General features: G+C 72.8%; 21 protein-coding genes. 11 read left to right on the forward strand and 10 right to left on the reverse strand.

Annotated elements, in window-relative coordinates; all coding sequences use genetic code 11:
- Nucleotides 1-113: 113 nt before the first annotated feature.
- Complete coding sequence (locus ACZ4VL_RS22810) at nt 114-470, forward strand: cytidine deaminase (RefSeq protein WP_468202800.1); 357 nt, start codon at nt 114-116, stop codon at nt 468-470.
- 178 nt (nt 471-648) lie between these two features.
- Here the strand turns inward: ACZ4VL_RS22810 and ACZ4VL_RS22815 are convergent, their stop codons facing one another.
- Nucleotides 649-2,019: an MFS transporter gene (locus ACZ4VL_RS22815; protein WP_468202803.1), complete on the reverse strand. Its 1,371-nt coding sequence runs from the start codon at nt 2,017-2,019 to the stop codon at nt 649-651.
- 71 nt (nt 2,020-2,090) lie between these two features.
- Between ACZ4VL_RS22815 and ACZ4VL_RS22820 the strand changes: the two genes are divergently transcribed.
- From ACZ4VL_RS22820 to era, 3 genes are all read left to right on the forward strand, one after another.
- Nucleotides 2,091-3,134: a GlxA family transcriptional regulator gene (locus ACZ4VL_RS22820; protein ID WP_468202806.1), complete on the forward strand. Its 1,044-nt coding sequence runs from the start codon at nt 2,091-2,093 to the stop codon at nt 3,132-3,134.
- Nucleotides 3,135-3,197: 63 nt separating this feature from the next.
- Complete coding sequence (locus ACZ4VL_RS22825; protein WP_468202808.1) at nt 3,198-4,604, forward strand: beta-xylosidase; 1,407 nt, start codon at nt 3,198-3,200, stop codon at nt 4,602-4,604.
- A 65-nt stretch (nt 4,605-4,669) separates the two neighbouring features.
- Entirely contained in the window at nt 4,670-5,620 is a 951-nt protein-coding gene (gene era / locus ACZ4VL_RS22830; protein WP_385423281.1) for a GTPase Era, read from the forward strand.
- 88 nt (nt 5,621-5,708) lie between these two features.
- Here the strand turns inward: era and ACZ4VL_RS22835 are convergent, their stop codons facing one another.
- From ACZ4VL_RS22835 to ACZ4VL_RS22850, 4 genes are all read right to left on the reverse strand, one after another.
- Nucleotides 5,709-6,413 carry a class I SAM-dependent methyltransferase gene (locus tag ACZ4VL_RS22835; RefSeq protein ID WP_468202812.1) on the reverse strand — a complete coding sequence of 235 codons (705 nt, stop codon included), beginning with the start codon at nt 6,411-6,413 and terminating at the stop codon, nt 5,709-5,711.
- A gap of 116 nt (nt 6,414-6,529) precedes the next feature.
- A complete protein-coding gene (locus ACZ4VL_RS22840; RefSeq protein ID WP_468202815.1) occupies nt 6,530-7,357 on the reverse strand; it encodes a GNAT family N-acetyltransferase in 828 nt (275 codons plus the stop codon).
- 27 nt (nt 7,358-7,384) lie between these two features.
- Nucleotides 7,385-7,654 carry a protealysin inhibitor emfourin gene (locus ACZ4VL_RS22845; protein ID WP_468202818.1) on the reverse strand — a complete coding sequence of 90 codons (270 nt, stop codon included), beginning with the start codon at nt 7,652-7,654 and terminating at the stop codon, nt 7,385-7,387.
- Nucleotides 7,655-7,679: 25 nt separating this feature from the next.
- A complete protein-coding gene (locus ACZ4VL_RS22850; protein ID WP_468202821.1) occupies nt 7,680-8,771 on the reverse strand; it encodes a M4 family metallopeptidase in 1,092 nt (363 codons plus the stop codon).
- Between the two features lie 363 nt (nt 8,772-9,134).
- Between ACZ4VL_RS22850 and leuA the strand changes: the two genes are divergently transcribed.
- Nucleotides 9,135-10,898, forward strand: a complete 1,764-nt coding sequence (gene leuA, locus ACZ4VL_RS22855; protein ID WP_468202824.1) for a 2-isopropylmalate synthase — start codon at nt 9,135-9,137, stop codon at nt 10,896-10,898.
- Between the two features lie 126 nt (nt 10,899-11,024).
- Here the strand turns inward: leuA and ACZ4VL_RS22860 are convergent, their stop codons facing one another.
- Nucleotides 11,025-11,783, reverse strand: coding sequence for an SDR family NAD(P)-dependent oxidoreductase (locus ACZ4VL_RS22860; protein ID WP_468202827.1), 759 nt, complete (start codon nt 11,781-11,783; stop codon nt 11,025-11,027).
- 202 nt (nt 11,784-11,985) lie between these two features.
- Between ACZ4VL_RS22860 and ACZ4VL_RS22865 the strand changes: the two genes are divergently transcribed.
- The 5 genes from ACZ4VL_RS22865 to ACZ4VL_RS22885 all read left to right on the forward strand — a co-directional run bounded on the left by ACZ4VL_RS22865 (nt 11,986) and on the right by ACZ4VL_RS22885 (nt 17,023).
- Nucleotides 11,986-12,681: a TerB family tellurite resistance protein gene (locus ACZ4VL_RS22865; RefSeq protein ID WP_361083872.1), complete on the forward strand. Its 696-nt coding sequence runs from the start codon at nt 11,986-11,988 to the stop codon at nt 12,679-12,681.
- Nucleotides 12,682-13,169: 488 nt separating this feature from the next.
- Complete coding sequence (locus ACZ4VL_RS22870) at nt 13,170-14,714, forward strand: nucleobase:cation symporter-2 family protein (RefSeq protein ID WP_468202830.1); 1,545 nt, start codon at nt 13,170-13,172, stop codon at nt 14,712-14,714.
- A gap of 86 nt (nt 14,715-14,800) precedes the next feature.
- Nucleotides 14,801-15,547: a DNA repair protein RecO gene (recO, locus tag ACZ4VL_RS22875; protein ID WP_361083866.1), complete on the forward strand. Its 747-nt coding sequence runs from the start codon at nt 14,801-14,803 to the stop codon at nt 15,545-15,547.
- A gap of 23 nt (nt 15,548-15,570) precedes the next feature.
- Nucleotides 15,571-16,398: an isoprenyl transferase gene (locus ACZ4VL_RS22880; RefSeq protein WP_468202833.1), complete on the forward strand. Its 828-nt coding sequence runs from the start codon at nt 15,571-15,573 to the stop codon at nt 16,396-16,398.
- A gap of 67 nt (nt 16,399-16,465) precedes the next feature.
- Entirely contained in the window at nt 16,466-17,023 is a 558-nt protein-coding gene (locus tag ACZ4VL_RS22885; RefSeq protein ID WP_468202836.1) for a YcxB family protein, read from the forward strand.
- 76 nt (nt 17,024-17,099) lie between these two features.
- Here the strand turns inward: ACZ4VL_RS22885 and ACZ4VL_RS22890 are convergent, their stop codons facing one another.
- The 4 genes from ACZ4VL_RS22890 to ACZ4VL_RS22905 form a co-directional block, all read right to left on the reverse strand.
- Nucleotides 17,100-17,534: a Fur family transcriptional regulator gene (locus ACZ4VL_RS22890; RefSeq protein WP_385423303.1), complete on the reverse strand. Its 435-nt coding sequence runs from the start codon at nt 17,532-17,534 to the stop codon at nt 17,100-17,102.
- Between the two features lie 62 nt (nt 17,535-17,596).
- Complete coding sequence (locus ACZ4VL_RS22895) at nt 17,597-18,475, reverse strand: metal ABC transporter permease (protein ID WP_468202839.1); 879 nt, start codon at nt 18,473-18,475, stop codon at nt 17,597-17,599.
- On the reverse strand, nt 18,475-19,266 hold the full coding sequence (locus ACZ4VL_RS22900) for a metal ABC transporter ATP-binding protein (RefSeq protein ID WP_468202842.1): 792 nt from the start codon (nt 19,264-19,266) through the stop codon (nt 18,475-18,477). Before ACZ4VL_RS22900 ends, ACZ4VL_RS22895 begins: the two co-directional genes overlap by 1 nt.
- A 23-nt stretch (nt 19,267-19,289) precedes the next feature.
- Nucleotides 19,290-20,291 carry a metal ABC transporter substrate-binding protein gene (locus ACZ4VL_RS22905; RefSeq protein ID WP_468202845.1) on the reverse strand — a complete coding sequence of 334 codons (1,002 nt, stop codon included), beginning with the start codon at nt 20,289-20,291 and terminating at the stop codon, nt 19,290-19,292.
- A gap of 153 nt (nt 20,292-20,444) precedes the next feature.
- Between ACZ4VL_RS22905 and ACZ4VL_RS22910 the strand changes: the two genes are divergently transcribed.
- The gene (locus ACZ4VL_RS22910) at nt 20,445-21,827 is read left to right on the forward strand and encodes a glycine--tRNA ligase (RefSeq protein ID WP_404237921.1); all 1,383 of its coding nucleotides are present in this window, start codon (nt 20,445-20,447) and stop codon (nt 21,825-21,827) included.
- Nucleotides 21,828-21,960: the final 133 nt, after the last annotated feature.

The raw sequence follows: 21,960 nt of genomic DNA on the forward strand, positions 1-21,960 counted from the left end.
CACAGGGATGGAGGAGAAGGGGGGGGGGGGGAGAAGAAGGGAAACCCCACCCCCCCCCCCCCCCCCCCCCCCCCCCCCCCCCCCCCCCCCCCCCCGCTCCATATGCTTTCGCCATGACCGACAGCACCGGGATCAGCCCCGAGGACAGCAAGATCATCACGCTGGCGCGCAGCGCCCGGGCCCGCAACGGCGTGCCCGAGGGTGCGGCGGTCCGGGACGAGACGGGCCGCACGTACGTCGCCGGGACGGTGGAGCTCCCCTCCCTCAAGCTGAGTGCGCTCCGGACCGCGGTCGCCATGGCCGTGGCGAGCGGCGCCGAGTCCCTGGAGGCCGCGGCCGTGGTCGGCACGGCCGACGCGGTGGCCGACACCGACCTGGCCGCGGTCCGCGACCTCGGCGGCCCGGACACCCCGGTGCTGTTGGCCGCCCCGGACGGCACGCTCCGCTCGACCACCCCGGCCGGAGCCTGACCCGCCCGCGGAACCGGGCCGCCGGCGCCGCACCGGACGCCGTCTCCGCACCGGACGCCGTCTCCCCCCGCGCCGTCGTCGTGAGCCACCGCCGGCGCCGTACGGTCCCGCAGACCGGGCGCGGCCCCGTACGGACGGCCCGGAGGGCCCTCGGGGCGGCGCGCGTCCGGCCGGACCGTCAGACCGCGGCGGCGACGGCCGGTGCGGCCGGCCGGCGGCGGATGACCATCGCCATCATGGCGGCCGCCGCACACAGCGCCCCCGACGCGTACCAGACGACGTCGTACGAGCCGAACACGTCCCGGGCCACACCGCCCAGGAACGCCACCAGTCCGGCGCCCACCTGGTGCGAGGCCAGCACCCAGCCGAAGACGATCGCGCTGTCGTCCCCGTAGTGCTCGCGGCACAGGGCGATCGTCGGCGGGACGGTCGCGACCCAGTCCAGCCCGTAGAAGACGATGAAGAACAGCATCGGCGGGTGCACCGACGGGGCCAACAGCATCGGCAGGAACAGCAGCGACACCCCGCGCAGGGCGTAGTAGACCGCCAGCAGGCGCCGCGCCTCGAAGCGGTCGGTGAACCAGCCCGAGGCCACGGTGCCGACGACGTCGAAGACCCCGATCACCGCCAGCAGCCCGGCGGCTGCCGTCACCGGCATCCCGTGGTCGTGGGCGGCCGGCACGAAGTGCGTCTTGACCAGGCCGTTCGTCGAGGCGCCGCAGATCGCGAAGGTGCCCGCCAGCAGCCAGAACGGGCCGGTCCCGGCCGCCCGGACCAGCACCGTCACCGCCCGCCGGGCCGCGCCCGGCACCGGTGCGGGCTTGGCCGTGTACGCGCCCCCGTACGGGGCGAGGCCCACGTCCGCCGGGTGGTCGCGCAGCAGCAGCCAGACGAACGGCACGACGGACAGCGCCGCCAGCGAGACCGTCACGGCCGCCGGCCGCCAGCCGTGGTGCTCCACCAGCCAGGACAGCAGCGGCAGGAAGACCAGCTGACCCGAGGCCCCGGCCGCCGTCAGGACGCCGGTGACGAGGCCGCGCCGGGCGGTGAACCAGCGGTTGGTCACGGTGGCCGCGAACGCCAGCGCCATCGAGCCGCTGCCCAGGCCGACCAGCACGCCCCAGAACAGCACCAGCTGCCAGGCGGCGGTCATCCACACCGTGGCGACCGACCCGGCGGATATGACCAGCAGGGCCAGCGCCACCACCCGGCGGATGCCGAAGCGGTCCATCAGGGCGGCGGCGAACGGCGCGGTGAGCCCGTAGAGGGCGAGGTTGACCGAGACGGCGAAGCCGATCGTGCCCCGCGACCAGTCGAACTCCTGGTGCAGCGGCTCGATGAGCAGACCGGGCAGCGAGGCGAAGGCGGCCGCGCCGACGATCGTCACGAAGGTGACGGCCGCGACGAACCAGGCGCGGTGGAAGCGTACGGGCGCGGCGGGGGAGGAGGCGGACGAGACTGCGGCCGACGGGTCCGGTGAGGGCGAGGCCGAGGACAGGGGCGACGGCGGCGGGGAACTGGGCGCCGGGGTGGGGGCTGACTGATTCACGCCGACAGCATCCGGCCAGGACGTCCTCCCACGACAGTGGCCTGACCGACACCCTTCGATACGATTGGGCCATGGTCCTCCATCGTGTCGCCGTCCTCGCGCTCACCGGGCTGCTGCCCTTCGAACTCGGCATCCCGCACCGGATCTTCGGCCGCGCCAGGGACGCCGCCGGGGCGCCCCTGTACGAGATCCTGACCTGCGGCCTGGCCCCCGGCCCGGTCCGGACGGACGCGGACTTCGCGGTCCAGGTGGAGCACGGCCCCGAGTTGCTCGCCACCGCCGACACCGTCGTGGTGCCGGCCTCGTACGAGCTCGGGCCCGTGTACGAGGAGGGGCGGCTGACCGAGGAGCTCGCCGCGGCCCTGGCCCACGTCCGGCCCGGCACCCGGCTCGTCTCTATCTGCACGGGCGGCTACGTCCTGGCCGCCGCGGGATACCTCGACGGCCGCCGGGCCACCACGCACTGGTTCCACGCCGAGCACTTCCAGCGGCTCTTCCCGGCCGTCCGGGTCGACCCGGACGTGCTCTACACGGACGACGGGAACGTGCTGACCTCCGCCGGGGTCGCCGCCGGCATCGACCTGTGCCTCCACATCGTGCGCAGCGACCACGGCGCGGCCGTCGCCAACGACGTGGCCCGGCGGACCGTCGTACCGCCGCACCGGGACGGCGGGCAGGCCCAGTTCGTCGAGCGCCCGGTGCCGCAGCCGCAGGTGGCCAGCACCGCGACGGCCCGGGCCTGGGTGCTGGGGCGGCTGCACGAGCCGGTGCGGCTGGCCGACCTGGCCCGGCAGGAGTCCATGTCGGTCCGCACCTTCACGCGCCGGTTCCGGGAGGAGGCCGGCACCAGCCCGGGCGAGTGGATCACCGCGCAGCGGGTGGAGCGGGCCCGGCAGTTGCTGGAGCAGACGGACCTGGCGATGGAACGGGTCGCACGGGAGACGGGCTTCGGGACGGCGCAGTCGCTGCGCAAGCACGTGCAGGCCGCGCTCGGGGTGAGCCCGACGGCCTACCGGCGGACGTTCCGGGCGGCGGGCGGGAACGGCGGCCCGGGCCGGAGCGGCACCCTGCCGTCTTCTGATGGGCCATCAGGTAGCGGCCGGCGCATGCATTGACTTCTTCCGCCGCCCGCCCGTCAATGGCGCCCTGTCGGCGCCGAGGGAACCGGGGAGCGACCAGTGCGAGCAGCGGCGGGCAGCAGGAGGCGGTCGGCGGCGGTCGGCCTGGCCGTGCTCGCGGCCGCCACCGGAGGCGCGCTGGGTCCACCCGCTGCCGCCGAGGAGGGAACTCCCCCGGGGCGGGTGGAGTTCCCGACGCAGTGCCTGCCGTCGCCGGAGACCGGGCTGCCGCCCGCCGAAGGCACCACCGAGGCCCGGATCACCGTCGACCACCCCGCGCCGCCGCGCATCGGCGACACGGTCACCGTGACCTACCGGGTGGCCAGGACCCCCGCCGCAGACCCGGCCGGCGCGACGGCGCCCGCCGCAGTCCCCGTCGCGGCCGGGCACGTCCTGCTGGGCGGCGCCCAGGACGGGGAGGTCGCCGTCACGGCCGTACGGCCCGCCGCCGAAGCGGAGCCTCCGGACACGGGCCAGGGCCCGGACCCGGAGTCTCCGGACGCGGGCCCGGACGCGACCGCGGAGGCGGCCGACCTCGTCCTGACGGGCACGTTCACCGTCACCGCGCCCGGCGAGATCACCCTCACCCCGGGCGGCTACACCCTCCCCACCGGCACCGCCTGCACCCCCACCGGGCCGTCGGCGCCGGTCGCCGCGCGCCTCGCCGCGCCCGCGCTGCCCCGCCCCAACCTGCGGTCGGTCTCGCTCGCCGCGGCGCACGGCGCCCCCGGCGCGCGGGTCAGGGTCACCGGAGTCGGCTTCACCCCGGGCGCGCCCCTGACCGTGGCCGGCCGGGCGGGCGGCGCCGAGACCGCGGACCGGGCGCCGGCGACGGCGGACGCGTGGGGCCGGCTGGCCGCCGAACTGCCGGTCGGGGACCCGGCGACGACGGCGGTCGTGGCGTACGAGGGCCCGGTGTGGACCCCGCAGGAGGGCTCCCGCCCGGCGGCGTACACGGTCGACGCCGCTCCCGCCGCGGCGCCCGCCCCGGTGCCCACGCCCGCGCCGCCCGGCGGGCTGTCCCTGACCCAGGCGGGCGCGGCGATCACCCTGGGCAGGGTCGGGTACGGGGCGGGCGGCGCGGCCCCCGGCCGGATCGGGACGGTCACGGTCACCGACACCCGCGGGGGCCCGGCGAACTGGACCCTGACCGGCAGGATCGCGCAGCTCACCGGCCCGGACGGGATGCCCGTCCCCGGCGCCGCCCTGAGTTGGACCCCGTCCTGCACGCCCGCCGAGGCCGCTCCCGCGGCCTCGTCCGCTCCAGGCGGCGGTCCCGTCGGCCGCTGTGCGCCCGGCAGCCCGGGCCCGGTCGGCCCGCAGGGAGCGGTCCTGGCCACCGGGTCCGGGGCTCCGCCGGCCGGGGATGCGGCCCGTTTCACGGTCGACGCCGCGGTCTCCCTGCGCCTGCCGCCGTACACCCCGCCGGGCACCTACCGGGCGGTCCTGACGCTCACCCTCTCGTGATCCGGGCGGGGCCCGGCGGCGGCCCGGCGGCGGTCTGGTCGGCGCCCCGGGCGGCATCGGGGAGAATGGCCCGTATGAGCGATCGTTCCCCCGAGTCCCACCGCCCGCACCGTGCGGGCTTCGCCTGCTTCGTCGGCCGCCCCAACGCGGGGAAGTCGACCCTGACCAACGCACTCGTGGGCACCAAGGTCGCGATCACCTCCAACCGGCCGCAGACCACCCGACACACCGTCCGCGGCATCGTGCACCGCCCCGACGCCCAGCTGGTCCTGGTCGACACCCCCGGCCTGCACAAGCCGCGCACCCTGCTCGGCGAGCGGCTGAACGACGTCGTGCGGACCACCTGGGCCGAGGTCGACGTCATCGGCTTCTGCCTGCCCGCCGACCAGAAGCTCGGCCCCGGCGACAAGTTCATCGCCAAGGAGCTCGCGGGGATCAAGAAGACCCCCAAGATCGCCATCGTGACCAAGACCGACCTGGTCGAGTCCAAGCAGCTGGCCGAGCAGCTCATCGCGATCCAGCAGCTCGGTGCCGAGCTGGGCATCGAGTGGGCCGAGATCGTCCCCGTCTCCGCGGTCGGCGACAACCAGGTGCAGCTGCTGGCCGACCTCATCGCGCCGATGCTGCCGGAGAGCCCCCCGCTCTACCCGGAGGGCGACCTCACCGACGAGCCCGAGATGGTGATGGTCGCGGAGCTGATCCGCGAGGCCGCCCTGGAGGGCGTCCGCGACGAGCTCCCGCACTCCATCGCCGTCGTGGTCGAGGAGATGATCCCCCGGGAGAACCGCCCGGCGGACCGGCCGCTGCTCGACATCCACGCCAACGTCTACATCGAGCGGCCCAGCCAGAAGGGCATCATCATCGGCCCCAAGGGCTCCCGCCTGAAGGAGGTCGGGATGAAGTCGCGCAAGCACATCGAGGCGCTGCTCGGCACCCCGGTCTTCCTCGACCTGCACGTGAAGGTCGCCAAGGACTGGCAGCGCGACCCCAAGCAGCTCCGCAAGCTCGGCTTCTAGCCCGACCGCGTCGACCGGTCCGACGGGTCCGACCGGTCCGGCCGGTCCGACCGGTCCGACCGGTCCGGCCGGGCCACCGGGCCCGCGCCTACGGGAGCCGGCGCACCTTCACCGTGTTGTCCGCGCGGGTCCCGGTCCTGCCGTCCGGGCTGCACTGCTCCCGTACGTACTCCTCCACGCGCAGGACCTCCCAGGCGCCCTCGGGCAGCTCCAGCTGGTCGAGCACCTCGCCGGGGGTCGGGAAGTGGATCCCCGGGCGCACCTCGCCCTCCTGCCAGGTCGCCCACCCGCCGTGGCCGACGACCAGCAGGATCCCGCCCGGGGCCACGGCCGCGGCCGCGGCCCGCAGGACCCGGGCCCGGGGGAAGTCCCCGTAGTTGTGCAGGAAGCAGGCCGAGACGAGGTCGAACTCCCCGGCGGGGAAGGACTCGGCCAGGTCGTGGCGCCGGAGCTCGACGCGGTCGGCGACGCCCGCATCGGCGGCGTGCGCGGCGGCCCGATCCAGCGCCACGGGAGAGATGTCGGTCCCGGTGACCCGCCAGCCCCGGCCGGCGAGCCACACGACGTCGGCGCCCTCGCCGCAGCCGAGGTCGAGGGCGCTGCCGGGGGCGAGGTCGGTGACCTCGCGGACCAGCGCCGAGTTGGGGTTGCCGCTCCAGATGCGGTCGCTCTCGGCGTAGCGGGAGTCCCAGAACTCCTGGTCCCCGGCCGGCTGCTCGGACGGGGACCCGCCGTGGTGGTGGGAGTGGTCGTGGGCGTGCCGGTCGTGGTGCTCGTGGGCGTGCTCGGGCATGGGGTCCCTTCCTCTGCTGGTCCGGGGTCCCGGACGTGCCCGATGCTGCGCCGCCCGCCGCCGCGGGGCCAAAGGCCTTTGCCGTTTCGGCAAGCCCCCGCGCGAGCCGCGACTCGCTACGCCACGGCCGGCTCCGCGTCCTGCGCGGGTTCCGCGATCAGGGCCGTGGCCACCGTACGGAAGCCGGCCCGGGCGTAGATCCGGGCCACCGCCCCGTCCCCGGCCGACAGGAAGACCGTACGGACGCCCCGCGCGACGGCGTCCGAGACCAGCGCCGCGGTGACCGCGAGCGCCAGGCCCTGGCGGCGGGCCGACGGCAGGGTGCCGACCCCGGCGACCTCGGCGACGTCGCCGACCGGGTTGTACTGGCCGGCGGCGAGGACCACGCCGTCGCGCACCGCCACGGCCATGGCCGTACGCCCCGAGGCCAGGCGGTCGGCCAAGGCGTTGCGGTGGACCAGGGCGGACGGGTCGGCCGTCGCCACGGCCAGCTCGGCCGGGCCCGTGTCGCCGACCGCGGTCCCCGGGTCGGCGAAGGCCAGCCGCGGCACCGTCACGGCCGCCGTCAGCAGCTCGTCCCCGGCGTCGAGGAGCCGCACCTCCGGATGGGCGGGCATGGGCTGCGCGGACGGTTCCAGCACCATCAGGGGATGCGCGCTCACCCGCAGGCCGGCCGCTTCCACGGGGGCCCGCAGCCAGGGGCTGGTTTCGGCCACCCACTCGAAGGCCTGCGGGACGCCCAGCTGCCGCTGCCGGGCCAGGACGCGCTCCACGTCGGCGGTGCCGGCACCGGTGCTGCCGAGTGCGGGCCGCGCGTAGTACGGCCAGCCCGCACCCTCGCGGACGAAGAGGGTCAGCGGGCCGAAGTCCTCGGCCCGCGCGCCCCCGGCCCGCGGCACGGCGTCGTAGTACTGCTCCAAGCGGGACAGGAGTGTCTGCGTCATCCGCTCATCCAAGCAAAGACGCCCTGCTCAGGCACCTTCCTTGAGCAGCTTTGTGATCAGCGTCCGTTGGGCCTCCGACAGGTCGGGCTCCTGGCAGGTCACCGTCCGCCCGTCGATCGTGATCCGGTACGAGAAACCGTCCCGGACCCGGTCCGCCCCCGGCGAGGCGGCGGCGGGCCGCAGCGCCAGCTGCGCCAGGGCCTGCCACTCGTCCTCGTCCGGCCGGCCCGAGGTGTCCACCTCGGCCCGGCGCTCGATGCCCGCGAAACCGCCCGTCCGTACCACCTGAATCCGCATGCCCGTCCTTCTACCCCGCAGCGGCCTAGCCGAGGCCGACCGCCGCCCAGGCCTTCTGCAGGGCCCGGTGCTCCGCGCTGCCGTCCCCGAAGCGGGTCGCGGCGGCCTCCGCCGACAGCCGGGCGAAGTCCTTGAAGTCGGCGTCGGCGGTGAGCTCGCCGCCGGTCAGCGCGTCGTACCAGATCTGCCCGGCGCGCTCCCACGCCTTGCCGCCGAGGTCGGTGGCGACCAGGTAGAAGGCGTGGTTCGGGATGCCGGAGTTGATGTGGACGCCGCCGTTGTCCCGGTTGGTGCGCACGTAGTCGTCCATCGTGGCCGGCTGCGGGTCCTTGCCGAGTTCGTCGTCGTCGTACGCGGTGCCGGGCGCCTTCATCGAGCGCAGTGCGACCCCGCTGACCTCGGGGCCGAGCAGTCCGGCGCCGATCAGCCAGTCCGCCTGGTCGGCCGTCTGGTCGAGGGTGTACTGCTTGATCAGCGAGCCGAAGACGTCGGACATCGACTCGTTGAGGGCGCCCGACTGGCCGTAGTACTCCAGGTTGGCCGTGTACTGGGTGACGCCGTGGGCGAGTTCGTGCCCGATGACGTCCACGGCGACGGTGAAGTCGAGGAAGAGGTCGCCGTCACCGTCGCCGAAGACCATCTGCTGGCCGTCCCAGAAGGCGTTGTTGTAGTCCTGGCCGTAGTGCACGGAAGCGTTCAGGGGCAGGCCGGCGTCGTCGATCGAGCGCCGCCCGAAGGCCGAGAACAGCAGCTCGTACGTGGCCCCCAGGCCCGCGTAGGCGCGGTTGACGGTGGCGTCCTGGGCGACCGGGTCGCCCTCGCCGCGGACCTTCTTCCCGGGCAGCCGGGTGCGGTGCTGGGCGTCGTGGATCGTCCGGCGCGGCCCGTCCGGCGCGGGCGCCCCGAGGGTGGGGGGCGCGAATCCGCGGACGGTGGTGATCCTGCGCCGGGTGCGCAGGGGCCCGTCGTGTTCGAGGGTGCGCAGGGCGGCCTCGGCGCGGCGGGCGTTCTGGGACCGGGCGATCCGGTCGAGCAGGTGCGGTGGCACGACGGTGCAGAAGACCGGGTGGCGGGGGGTGCTGCCGTGGGTGAGGGCGTGAACGTGGGAGGCATCCATCCCGGCAATGTGGCAGTGGGTCACGATGCTGTCACTAGCTGCAACCATGATTCATTCGGTTGTCTGAAAGTGGTCGGGCGGTGTTGACGCTTCCACCGGACCTCGAGTGATCGAAAGAGGTGAAATTCACAAAGGGGTACAAATCGGACAGGTGGGTCCCGCATACTGAAACGGTCCCTCGCGTCACGGCGCGGCTCGGCTAGGCTCGGCCCATCATGCGTTTCGGGCTGCTTCTGCTTAGCTGCCGCGGCGAGGGTCTGTAGTCGTAGGTCGACCCCCTCCCCGCGGAGTCTGGTGTTGCGGTTTACGACCGCCGTCGGCCGTTCCAGCGATCCCCACGCGGACACCCGAGGAGCCCTACGCATGAGTCAGCACCCCTTCGCCGGTCGCCCCACGCCGATCACGAACGCGACCCACACCCAGCAGCCCTCAGGGATGCCGATCCACAAGTACGGCCGCTACGAGCAGGTCGACCTGCCGGACCGCACCTGGCCGGACGCGCGCGTGACCGAGGCCCCCCGCTGGCTGTCCACCGACCTGCGCGACGGCAACCAGTCGCTGATCGACCCGATGACCCCGGCCCGCAAGCGCGAGATGTTCGACCTGCTGGTGCGCATGGGCTACAAGGAGATCGAGGTCGGCTTCCCCTCCTCCGGCGAGACCGACTTCGCCTTCGTCCGCTCCATCATCGAAGAGGGCGCGATCCCGGACGACGTCACCATCTCCGTCCTGACCCAGGCCCGCGAGGACCTGATCGAGCGGACCGTGGAGTCGCTGGTCGGCGCCAAGCGCGCCACCGTCCACCTGTACAACGCCACCGCCCCGACCTTCCGCCGGGTCGTCTTCCGCGGCTCCAAGGAGCAGATCAAGCAGATCGCCGTCGACGGCACCCGCCTGGTCATGGAGTACGCCGAGAAGCTGCTGGGCCCCGAGACCGTCTTCGGCTACCAGTACAGCCCGGAGATCTTCACCGACACCGAGCTGGACTTCGCCCTGGAGGTCTGCGAGGCCGTCTGCGACGTCTGGCAGCCCGGACCCGGCCGCGAGATCATCCTGAACCTGCCCGCCACCGTGGAACGCTCGACGCCGTCCACGCACGCGGACCGCTTCGAGTGGATGGCCCGCAACCTGACCCGCCGCGAGCACATCTGCATCTCCGTGCACCCGCACAACGATCGCGGCACCGCCGTCGCCGCCGCCGAGCTGGCCCTGATGGCCGGCGCCGACCGCATCGAGGGCTGCCTGTTCGGGCAGGGCGAGCGCACCGGCAACGTCGACCTGATCACCCTGGGCATGAACCTGTTCTCGCAGGGCATCGACCCGCAGATCGACTTCTCGCAGATCGACGAGATCCGCCGCACCAGCGAGTACTGCAACCAGATGCCGGTCCACCCGCGCCACCCCTACGCGGGCGACCTGGTGTACACCGCCTTCTCCGGCTCCCACCAGGACGCCATCAAGAAGGGCTTCGACGCCATGGAGGCCGACGCGGCCGCCCAGGGCAAGACGGTGGACGAGATCGAGTGGGCCGTGCCGTACCTGCCGATCGACCCCAAGGACGTCGGCCGCTCCTACGAGGCGGTCATCCGCGTCAACTCGCAGTCCGGAAAGGGCGGCGTCGCGTACGTCCTGAAGAACGACCACAAGCTGGACCTGCCGCGCCGCATGCAGATCGAGTTCTCGAAGATCATTCAGGCCATGACCGACGCCGAGGGCGGCGAGGTCACCCCGAAGGCCATCTGGGACATCTTCTCGGACGAGTACCTGCCCAACCCCGACAACCCGTGGGGCCGCATCCAGCTGCGCGCCGGCTCGACGGCCACCGACAAGGACGGCACCGACACGCTGACCGTCGAGGCGGTCGTGGACGGCGTGGAGACGGTCCTGAACGGCACCGGCAACGGTCCGATCTCGGCCTTCTTCGACGCGCTGGCCGCCATCGGCATCGACGCCCGCCTGCTGGACTACACCGAGCACACGATGAGCGAGGGCGCCTCCGCCGTGGCCGCCTCGTACATCGAGTGCGCGATCGACGGCCGCGTCCTGTGGGGCATCGGCATCGACGCCAACACCACGCGCGCCTCGCTGAAGGCGGTCGTCTCCGCCGTCAACCGCGCCGGCCGCTGACCACCCGCCTGCAGCCCGGTACGACCGGGCTGCAGGACCCGCGTCTCCGCCCCGCTGCCCCGCCCCTCCGTCCGGAGGCGCGGGGCAGCGGCGTTCCGCGGTCCGCCGGCGCGCTGCGCCGGCCGCTCAGCGGGCCAGGTAGCCGCCGTCCACCGGAAGGACCACGCCCGTCACGAACGAGGCCGCGTCCGACGCCAGGAAGGCGATCACCCGGGCCACCTCGTCCGGCTCCCCGAGGCGTCCCATCGGATGCGCTGCGGACACCTCGGCGAGGTACTCCGGCCCGCCCGGCTCGTCCGACAGCGCCAGCACCCGCTCCGTCCGGATGGTCCCCGGTGCCACCGCGTTGACGCGGATCCCGTGCGCCGCCCACTCCACCGCCAGGTGCTTGGTCAGCCCCGACGCGACGAACTTCGCCGGCCCGTAGGCCGCCTGCCGGGCCTGCCCGGCCACCCCCGAGATCGAGGAGACGCAGACCAGCGCACCCCCGGGCTCCGTCTGCGCGATCATCGCCTCGATCGCGTACTTGCAGGTCAGGAACATCCCGCGGCCGTCCACCGCCATGACCCGGTCCCAGTCCTGCGGACTGGTCTCGCGTACGTCCGAAAGGGGCAGCACCCCGGCGTTCGCCACGGCCACGTCGAGCCGCCCGTACGCCTCGACCGCGGCCCGGACCATCGCCCGGTTGTCCTCCGGATCGGCGACGTCACCGGTCACCGGGGTGACGTCGAAGCCCTCGGCGGCCAGTTCCGTACGCAGGTCGGCCAGCCCGGGGCCATTGATGTCGGCCGCGGTCACCCGGGCGCCGGAGCGGGCCAGCAGCCGGGCGGTGGCCCGGCCGATCCCGCTCGCGGCCCCCGTGACCAGACAGGACGTGTCGTTCACGCGGGCGAGCGTAGGGACAACGGACGGGCCGCTGTGGGAGGCGCAGGGGAACAGACCGGCCAAGTGCTGCCGATGGGGGATGTTGTCTTGTCACACGACTGACGCATCCTCACCGATGTGGCTAACATCACGCCAACCCGGTGATGGCGCCTGGGGTCCCGCCCGTGCCCGCAAGGCCACGGGGGAGTTACGGAGGTGCGACGTGCTGCCAGTTCGGGGTGGGGACGGCCGGAAGCCGGCGGTCTGGGGCATCCGTACCACGTGGAGCACGGTGGGCGACGGGGAGTTCTTCTGCCCGGGCTGCGGCGGCGACCGCAACTACCGCCGGCGGACCGGCCGTCGCCGCTTCACCGTCCTCGGCGTCCCGCTGCTGCCGCGCGGCGAGGCCGGCCCCGTCGTCGAATGCCAGGGCTGCCGGGAGCGCTTCGACACCGAGGTCCTCGACCAGCTCACCACCACCCGCTTCTCCGCGCTGCTGCGCGACGCCGTGCACACCGTCGCCCTGGCCGTGCTCGCGGCGGGCGGCACCGCCGCGCGCGGCGCGCTGGAGGCCGCCGTGTCGACCGTCCGGGCGGCGGGCTTCCAGGACTGCACCCAGGAGCAGTTGGAGTCCCTCGTCCAGGCGCTGGCCAGCGAGGAGGGCCGGCTCGGGCTGTACGACGCCCCCGACTGCTGCGGGGCCGCCCTGGCCATCGAGCTGCACGAGGCCCTGGAACCGCTGGCGCCGCACCTGGCCGCACCCGGCCGGGCGTCGATCCTGCTGCAGGGCGCGCGGATCGCCCTGGCAGACGGCCCGTACACCCCCGCCGAACGCGAGGTGCTCGCCACGGTCGGCGCGGCGCTGCGGTTGGGCTCCGACGAGGTGGCGCGCCTGCTGTCGGCCGTTCGGGCCCCCTGACGGGTCGGGCGGAGGTAACGATCCGGCCTCGCCGGGCCGAAAACGCACCGCGGGGCGGGTGGATTCCGGCTGCGCCGCGGCGGGCGGTTCCAGCACGTGGACACCCGGCGCGGGCCGACGGCCCGCGCCGTCCGCGCACCCGGGCGGGGCATCGCCGCACGTCGCGAGGGGCGGGGCGGGCGTTCGTGCAGCCGGGGCGCGGGAACGGGAGGCGGTCGGCCATATCCCGTCGCCACGGCGTAGGCCACTGGAGGAACCCACACATCAGGCTTCCCCAGGGGTCAACAATTTGTGGAAGTCGACGATAGGTGTGAGCCCTCCCACAGGCGTTCAATTCCGGTCACACGCCGAGACGCCGCCGGTAACACAGCGGGGCTTCGATTCACGTGAACGCACTGACAACCCTGGCGGACCAACGGGTTCGCGACCCACTTCGCCCAGGGACAACCAGCCTCCTCCCGTTCACCACCTCTTGAAGGGCAAGCCCGATGGCACGTGTCGCCGCCCGGCTCTCCACCGACGGAGAGCAGAGCACCCACCCGGTCGACGAGGTGCTCCCCGTCCCCCGACTCGCCCTGTACGGCTTCCAGCACGTACTCGCCTTCTACGCCGGCGCGGTGATCGTCCCGATCATCGTCGGCGGCGCACTGAAGCTGAGCCCCGAAGACCTGGTCTACCTGATCAACGCGGACCTGTTCACCTGCGGCATCGCCTCCATCGTCCAGGCATGGGGCATCGGCCGGATCGGCGCGCGCCTCCCGCTGATCCAGGGCGTCACCTTCACGGCGGTCTCCCCCATGATCGCCATCGGCCTCGGCGCCGGCGGGGGCACCGCGGCCCTCCTGGTGGTCTACGGAGCCGTCATCACGGCCGGCATCGCGACCTTCGCCTTCGCCTGGCTGCCCGCCAAGGCCTTCCGGGCGGTCATGCGGCTGTTCCCGCCGGTCGTCACCGGCACCGTGATCACGGTCCTCGGCATCGTGCTGCTGCCGGTCGGCCTGAACGACGCGGCGGGCGGCCTCGGCAGCCCGGACTTCGGCGACCCGAAGCACTTCGCCTACGCCGGCGGCACCATGCTCTTCATCCTGGTGCTGCTGAGGCTGGGCAGGCCGTTCCTGTCCTCGATCGCCATCCTGCTCGGCCTGGTCGGCGGCACGGCCACCGCCTTCCTGCTGGGGGACGCGAAGTTCGGCAGCGTCTCCGAGGCGGACTGGATCGGCATCACGACCCCCTTCCACTTCGGGGCGCCGAAGTTCGAGTGGTTCCCGATCGTCCTCATGCTCGTCGTCATGCTGATCACCATGGTCGAGACGACCGGTGACACCTACGCCGTCGGCGACATCGTCGGCAAGGAGGTCGACAGCGAGACCGTGGCCCGCGCCCTGCGCGCCGACGGGGCCGCGACCGCACTCGGCGGCGTGCTCAACTCCTTCCCGTACGTGGCCTTCGCCGAGAACGTCGGCCTCGTGCGGATGACCAAGGTCAAGAGCCGCTTCGTGGTCGTCGCGGCCGGCGTGTTCATGATCGTTCTCGGTCTGTTGCCGAAGGCCGCCGCGATCGTCGCCTCCGTCCCGCACGGCGTCCTCGGCGGGGCCGCGACCGTCATGTTCGCCATGGTCGCCCTGGCCGGCATCCAGACCCTCGCCAAGGCCGACCTCAAGGAGGAGAAGAACGCGCTGGTCGTGGGCGTCTCCCTGGCCTTCGCCCTGCTCCCGGCCACCGTCCCGGTCCTCTTCAAGGACCACATGGCCCCGGAGCTCTCCTCGCTGCTGGGCAGCGGCGTGACGCTCGGCGCCACGGCGGCGATCGTGCTCAACCTGGTCTTCAACGGCCTGAGCAGGGACGACGCGCACACTGCCGCGGCCCTCCCGGCGAAGCTGCCCGCCCAACCGGGCGCCCCGGACGGCCCGGCCGCCGCCACCGTCCCCGCGGACGCCCCGGCAGCCGCGCCCGACCTCGCCCAGGACACCGAGAGCGCCCAGGACGCCCGGGGTGCTCAGGACGCGGAGGGCGCGCCCGCACCCGCCTCCTGAGCCCTCCCGAGGGCCGTGCGGCCCCCGTCCGGACCGGTGTCCGGGCGGGGGCCCGCCGCTTCCCCCGCACAGGCGACAATGGGCGCATGAGTCTGTTCCGCGACGACGGCATCGTGCTGCGCACCCAGAAGCTCGGGGAGGCGGACCGCATCATCACGTTGCTGACCCGCGGCCACGGACGGGTGCGGGCCGTCGCCCGCGGGGTGCGGCGCACCAAGTCGAAGTTCGGCGCCGGGCTGGAACCTTTCTCCCACGTCGACGTGCAGTTCTTCGCCCGCGGCAACGAACTCGTCGGCCGCAGCCTGCCGCTGTGCACCCAGACCGAGATCATCGCCCCGTACGGCAACGGCGTCGTCACCGACTACGCCCGCTACACCGCCGGCACCGTGATGCTGGAGACCGCCGAGCGGTTCACCGAGAACGAGGGCGAGCCCGCCGTCCAGCAGTACCTGCTGCTCATCGGGGCCCTGCGCACCCTCTCCCGCGGCGAGCACGCACCGAACCTGATCCTGGACGCCTTCCTGCTGCGCTCGCTCGCGGTCAACGGATACGCGCCCAGCTTCGACGACTGCGCGAAGTGCGGCATCCACGGCCCCAACCGGCACTTCTCCGTCGGCGCGGGCGGGGTCGTCTGCGGCGACTGCCGGGTGGCCGGCAGCGTCGTACCATCAGCTGAGGCCATCGGGCTGCTCAGCGCCCTGCTGACGGGGGACTGGGCGACCGCCGACGCGGCGGAGCCGCGGTACGTGCGCGAGGGGAGCGGACTCGTCTCCGCCTATCTGCACTGGCATCTGGAGCGCGGGCTGCGTTCCTTGCGTTACGTAGAGAAGTGACCTAGATCGGAGACCAAAGCGCCATGGCAGTACGCGGATTCCTGGGACGCTCCCGCCGCGAGTACACGCTTCCCGAGCCGCACCCCACCGGTGCCCGGCCGCCGAAGATCCCCGGCGAGCTGGTCCCGCGGCACGTCGCGATCGTGATGGACGGCAACGGCCGCTGGGCCAAGGAGCGCGGCCTGCCGCGCACCGAGGGCCACAAGGTGGGCGCCGAGCGGGTCCTCGACGTCCTCCAGGGCGCGATCGAGATGGGCGTCGGCAGCATCTCCCTGTACGCCTTCTCCACCGAGAACTGGAAGCGCTCGCCCGACGAGGTCCGCTTCCTGATGAACTTCAACCGCGACTTCATCCGCAAGACCCGCGACCAGCTCGACGAGCTCGGCATCCGGGTGCGCTGGGTGGGCCGCATGCCGAAGCTGTGGAAGTCGGTGGCCAAGGAGCTCCAGATCGCGCAGGAGCAGACCAAGGGCAACGACAAGCTGACCCTGTACTTCTGCATGAACTACGGCGGCCGCGCCGAGATCGCCGACGCCGCCCAGGCGCTCGCCGAGGACGTGAAGGCCGGCCGGCTGGACCCGTCGAAGGTCAACGAGAAGACCCTCGCCAAGTACATGTACTACCCGGACATGCCGGACGTGGACATGTTCCTGCGCCCCAGCGGCGAACAGCGCACCTCCAACTACCTGATCTGGCAGAGCGCGTACGCCGAGATGGTCTTCCAGGACGTGCTGTGGCCGGACTTCGACCGCCGTCACCTGTGGCAGGCCTGCCTGGAGTACGCCCAGCGCGACCGCCGCTTCGGCGGCGCCGTCCCGAACCAGGTCGAACCGCCCACCTCCACGGTCTGACGTCACCCCCGGGCTCCCGCGCCGCCGCCGGCGCGGGGCCCGGGCCGCGGCGCTAGGCTCCGCTGTCATGAGCATGCACAAAACCGATGGGCCGGGTGGGCCCGCGCCCCTGGGAGCGGCCGTCGAGCTCGTCTACGAGGTCACCACGGCCGACCTGGCGCAGGCCATGCGGGTCCGGAACACGGCCACACCCGCGCTGCGCCGGCAGCGGTGGCTCGTACCCCTCGTCGGGGTCCTGCTCGTCGCCCTGGGCGGCGGCACGCTCGCGGTCGGGCAGCCCGTACCGAAGAGCCCGGCCATGCTGGCCGGCGGGCTGGTGATCTGCGGGCTCGCGCTGTTCGGGCCGCGGCTCCAGGCGCGCGCTTTCGCCGGGCTGCTCGCGAAGGCCGGCGAGACCCGGACCCGCGTGGACGGGACCGGGATCCTGGTGGCCACGGCGCGCTCCTCGACCCGGCTGGAGTGGGGTGCGCAGCCCGCGTACGCGGAGACCGCCGACACCTTCGTCCTGCTGGACATCGCGAAGGGGGCGGCGGCCATGACGGTGATCCCCAAGCGCGGGGTCCGGGAGCCGGGGGACGTGGACCGGCTGCGGACGCTCCTGGACGGCCGCCTGCGCCGCCTCTAGTGCCGTGCCGGGCATCGGCGGCGGGGCGGTGATCCTTCCGGTCGCAGCACCGGCCCGCAGGTCGGGCGGGGAGTGCTCAGGAGGCCGCCGCGGCCGCGCAGTCGGCGCAGGTGCCGAAGATCTCCACCGTGTGGGCGACGTTCACGAAGCCGTGCTCGGCGGCGATGGACTCCGCCCACTTCTCCACGGCCGGGCCCTCGACCTCGACGGCCTTGCCGCAGCCGCGGCAGACCAGGTGGTGGTGGTGGTCCCCGGTGGAGCAGCGCCGGTAGACGGACTCGCCGTCGCTGGTGCGCAGCACGTCGACCTCACCGGCGTCGGCGAGGGACTGGAGGGTCCGGTAGACCGTGGTCAGGCCCACGGAGTCGCCGCGGTGCTTGAGCATGTCGTGCAGCTCCTGGGCGCTGCGGAACTCGTCCACCTCGTCCAGCGCCGCCGCGACGGCTGCCCGCTGCCGGGTGGATCGTCCTCGTACTGGCGCGGTATTCGTCTCGCCAGGCGCAGTCGCCACCGGTTCCTCCTCGTGTCGGCCTCGCGCCCATTGTGCCAGGCGGCGGTCCCTCCCCGGCCGTCCTAGACCGTCACGTCGACCTTCACATCGTCCCGGGTGCAGACCGCCTCGGCGGCGCGGGCGGCGTTCGCCCTGCGCCGGGCCAGCGGCGCGGACAGCGCGGTCATCACCATGAAGACGCCGATGGCGAGCAGCACGATGGTGCCGCCGGAGGGGGCGTCGATGTAGTACGTGGCCACGGTCCCGGACAGGGACACGAGCACGCCGATGGCCATGGCCGTCGCCAGCGTGGCGGTGAAGCCGCGGGTGATCCGCTGGGCGGCCGCGACCGGGATCACCATCATGGCGCTGACCAGCAGCAGGCCGACGATCCGCATGGCCACGGTGACGGTGACGGCGGCGGTGACCGCGATGAGCAGGTTCAGCAGGCGCACCGGCAGGCCGGTGACCCGCGCGAACTCCTCGTCCTGGCAGACGGCGAACAGCTGCCGCCGCAGGCCCAGGGTCACGGCGACCACGAAGGCCGCGAGGACCACGACGGCGGTGACGTCCTCGGCGGAGACGGTGGTGATGGAGCCGAAGAGGTAGCTGGTCAGATTGGCGGTGGAGCCGCCCGGAGCCAAGTTGATGATCATGACGCCGCCGGCGAGGCCGCCGTAGAACAGCATGGCGAGCGCGATGTCGCCGCTCGTCCTGCCGCGGGAGCGGATGAGCTCCATGCCGACCGCGCCGATGACGGCGACGAGGGTGGCCATCCACACCGGGCTGGCGTTCAGCAGGAACCCGAGCGCGACACCGGTCATGGCCACGTGCCCGATGCCGTCGCCCATGACCGCCTGGCGGCGCTGGACGAGGTACGTACCGATGGCGGGCGCGGTGAGGCCGACCAGGACGGCCGCGAGCAGCGCCCGCTGCATGAAGGCGAAGGTGAGGAGTTCCATCAGCTCAGCAGTCCCGTCCGCAGGGGCTCGGCGTCGTGCGCCGCGTGGGGGTGTACGTGGTCGTGGCCGGGCAGGGCGTGCTGGCCCACGGCCTCGGGGGGCGGTCCGTCGTGGACGACGCAGCCGTCGCGCAGGACGACGGCGCGGTCGATCAGCGGCTCCAGCGGGCCCAGCTCGTGCAGGACGAGCAGGACGGTCGAGCCGGCCGCGACCTGCTCGCGCAGGGCGGCCGCGAGGACCTCCTGGTTGGCGAGGTCGACGCCGGCCATCGGCTCGTCCATGATCAGCAGTTCGGGTTCGACGGCGAGCGCCCGGGCGATGAGCACACGCTGGTGCTGGCCGCCGGAGAGGGCGTTCACGGAGGACTGTGCGTACGCGTCCATGTCGACCAGGGACAGGGCCCGCTCGACGGCGGCCTTGTCGGCCTTGCGCAGGATGCCGAACCGGGACCGGGCGAGGCGGCCGGCGGAGACGACCTCGCGGACGGTGGCCGGGACGCCGCTGGCGGCGGTCGTCCGCTGCGGGACGTAGCCGATGCGCGACCAGTCGCGGAAGCGCTTGAAGTCCGTGCCGAACAGTGACAGCTCACCCCCCGACAGGGGCACCTGGCCGACGACGGCGCGCACGGCCGTGGACTTGCCGGAGCCGTTGGCGCCGAGCAGGGCGACGACCTCGCCGCGCCGGACGGTGAGGTCCACCCCGCGCAGGACGGGGCGCGAGCCGAGCGAGGCGACGGCCCCGCGCAGGGATATGACGGGCTGGTCCGCTGCCTCCGTGGGCTGGGATTCCATGGCACGCGCCTCCGTTACTGCCATCACTTGCTCCCGAGCGCCTTCTGCAGGTTCTTGAGGTTGGACCGCATGACCTCGAAGTAGTCAGCGCCCTGGGACTGATCGGTGATTCCCTCGAGCGGGTCGAGGACGTCGGTCTTCAGGCCCGTGTCGGTGGCGAGGCTCTTGGCCGTCTTGTCGCTGGCCAGGGTCTCGAAGAACACGGTGGAGACATTCTCCTTCTTCGCCAGTTCCTGGAGTTCCTTCATCCGGGCGGGGCTCGGCTCGGACTCGGGGTCGACGCCGGAGATGCCCTCCTGGTCGAGGCCGTAGCGCTCGGCGAGGTAGCCGAAGGCGGCGTGGGTGGTGATGAAGGTCCGGGAGGCGGTGTTCTGCAGGCCGTTCTTGAACTCCGCGTCGAGCGCGGTGAGTTCGCCGACCAGCTCGTCGGTGTTCTTCCGGTAGTCCGCGGCGTGGTCGGGGTCGGCCTTCTCCAGGGCAGCGCCGACGCCCTTGGCGACCTCGGCGTACTTCGCCGGGTCGAGCCAGAGGTGCGGGTCGGCTCCGGACTCGCCGTGGTCGTGGGCGTGCCCCTCGGCGTGGCCCTCCTCGCCCTCGTGGGCGTGGGCGTGGGCGTCGTCGTGGGCGTGGTCGTGGCCGGAGGGGCCGTGGGCCTCCAGCTCGGTGAGGGCGGCGGCGTCGACGACGGTCTTCACGCCGGACTGGGCGACGGCCTCGTCGACGGCGGGCTGGAGGCCCTTGAGGTAGACGACCACGTCGGACTGGCCGAGCCGGCCGGTCTGCTTGGGCGTGATCTCCAGGTCGTGCGGCTCCACGCCCGGCTTGGTCAGGGAGGTGACGGCCACGCGGTCCCCGCCTATCTGCTCGGCGAGGAACTGCATCGGGTAGAACGACGCCGTCACGGCGAGCCTGCCGTCCTTGCCGGCGCCCGAGGCGGCTGCTCCGGAGCAGCCGGTGAGGGCCGTGGCGGCGAGGGCGACGGCTCCGGCGAGGGCGGCGGAGGGTATGAGGCGTCGTGCGTTCATGACATCCATTTTCATCAAGGATGGAAACCGTTGTCAAAAACGCTGGTCGTGGGGGTGGGGCGGACCGTGAAAGGGGATACCGATTTGAAAGGGAGGGTGCGGGCGCCGCTACCCTGAGGCATTCGCGTTCGTCCTCGTCATGAAGAGAGCACCGTGGCCGCCGACAAGATCGAAACCATCGTCAGCCTGAGCAAGCGCCGTGGCTTCGTGTACCCGTGCAGTGAGATCTACGGTGGCTCCAGGGCTGCCTGGGACTACGGTCCGCTTGGTGTTGAGCTCAAGGAGAACATCAAGCGCCAGTGGTGGAAGGCGATGGTCACCGGCCGTGAGGACGTCGTCGGCATCGACTCCTCCGTGATCCTGGCCCCCGAGGTCTGGGTGGCCTCGGGCCACGTCGCCACCTTCTCGGACCCGCTGACCGAGTGCACCGCCTGCCACAAGCGCCACCGCGCCGACCACCTGGAAGAGGCGTACGAGGCCAAGCACGGCCGCCTCCCCGAGAACGGTCTGGCCGACATCAACTGCCCGCACTGCGGTGTGAAGGGCCAGTTCACCGAGCCGAAGCAGTTCTCCGGCATGCTGGAGACCCACCTCGGCCCGACCCAGGACACCGGCTCCAAGGCGTACCTGCGCCCCGAGACCGCCCAGGGCATCTTCACCAACTTCGCCGTCGTGCAGACCTCCTCGCGCAAGAAGCCGCCGTTCGGCATCGCGCAGATGGGCAAGTCCTTCCGCAACGAGATCACGCCCGGCAACTTCATCTTCCGCACCCGCGAGTTCGAGCAGATGGAGATGGAGTTCTTCGTCAAGCCGGGCGAGGACGAGCAGTGGCAGGAGTACTGGATGCAGGAGCGGTGGAACTGGTACCGCGACCTGGGCATCCGTGAGGAGAACATCCGCTGGTACGAGCACCCGAAGGAGAAGCTCTCCCACTACTCGAAGCGCACCGCCGACATCGAGTACCGCTTCAACTTCGGCGGCAGCGAGTTCTCCGAGCTGGAGGGCGTCGCCAACCGCACGGACTACGACCTGAAGGCGCACTCCGCGGCCTCCGGCCAGGACCTCACCTTCTTCGACCAGGACGCCGGTGAGCGCTACACCCCGTACGTGATCGAGCCGGCGGCCGGCGTCAACCGCGCCATGCTCGCCTTCATGCTCGACGCGTACAACGAGGACGAGGCCCCGAACGCCAAGGGCGTCATGGAGAAGCGCACCGTCATGCGCCTCGACCCGCGCCTGGCCCCGATCAAGGTCGCCGTCCTGCCGCTGTCCCGCAACGCGCAGCTGTCGCCGAAGGCCAAGGGCCTCGCCGCCGATCTGCGCAAGCACTGGAACATCGAGTTCGACGACGCGGGCGCCATCGGCCGCCGCTACCGCCGCCAGGACGAGATCGGTACGCCGTTCTGCGTCACCGTCGACTTCGACACCCTGGACGACAACGCGGTGACCGTGCGCGAGCGCGACACCATGAAGCAGGAGCGCGTCTCCCTGGACCAGATCCAGGCCTACCTCGGCAGCCGCCTGCTCGGCTGCTAGGTCCCGCTGGAACGGCCGGTGGGGGGGGGGGGGGGGGGGGGCACGGGACACCGTCGTTTTTCCCCAAGGCAGGACGGGGGGGGTTGGGGGGGCCCCCCCCCCCCAACAGGACCTTGGGGGGGGCGGGGCTTCC

It is taken from the genome of Streptomyces sp. NPDC029014 (assembly GCF_055564695.1).